General features: G+C 57.1%; 1 rRNA gene. It reads left to right on the forward strand.

The features are described from left to right. Positions 1-804 (forward strand): 23S ribosomal RNA (locus R9X44_RS35570); the annotation flags it as partial.

Below are 804 nucleotides of genomic sequence, written 5' to 3' on the forward strand. Positions count from 1 at the left end.
TAGTCGCATGCTGTAGACCCGAAGCGGAGTGATCTAGCCATGGGCAGGTTGAAGCGCCGGTAAGACGGTGTGGAGGACCGAACCCACCAGGGTTGAAAACCTGGGGGATGACCTGTGGTTAGGGGTGAAAGGCCAATCAAACTCCGTGATAGCTGGTTCTCCCCGAAATGCATTTAGGTGCAGCGTCACATGTTTCTCGCCGGAGGTAGAGCTACTGGATGGCCGATGGGCCCGACAAGGTTACTGACGTCAGCCAAACTCCGAATGCCGGTGAGTGAGAGTGTGGCAGTGAGACTGCGGGCGATAAGGTTCGTAGTCGAGAGGGAAACAGCCCAGATCATCGACTAAGGCCCCTAAGCGTGTGCTAAGTGGGAAAGGATGTGGAGTTGCTGTGACAACCAGGAGGTTGGCTTAGAAGCAGCCACCCTTGAAAGAGTGCGTAATAGCTCACTGGTCAAGTGATTCCGCGCCGACAATGTAGCGGGGCTCAAGCACACCGCCGAAGTCGTGGCAATCAGATGTATGTCTGGTTGGGTAGGGGAGCGTCGTGCAGCCGGTGAAGCCGCAGCGTGAGCTAGTGGTGGAGGCTGTTCGAGTGAGAATGCAGGCATGAGTAGCGAATGAGCAGTGAGAAACTGCTCCGCCGGATGACCAAGGGTTCCTGGGGCAGGCTAATCCGCCCAGGGTAAGTCGGGACCTAAGGTGAGGCCGACAGGCGTAATCGATGGACAACGGGTTGATATTCCCGTACCCGCTGGTACGCGCCAACGCTGAACCTCGTGATACTAACCGCGCGAATCCCTC

It is taken from the genome of Actinocorallia sp. A-T 12471 (assembly GCF_033875155.1).
GTDB lineage: Bacteria > Actinomycetota > Actinomycetes > Streptosporangiales > Streptosporangiaceae > Actinocorallia.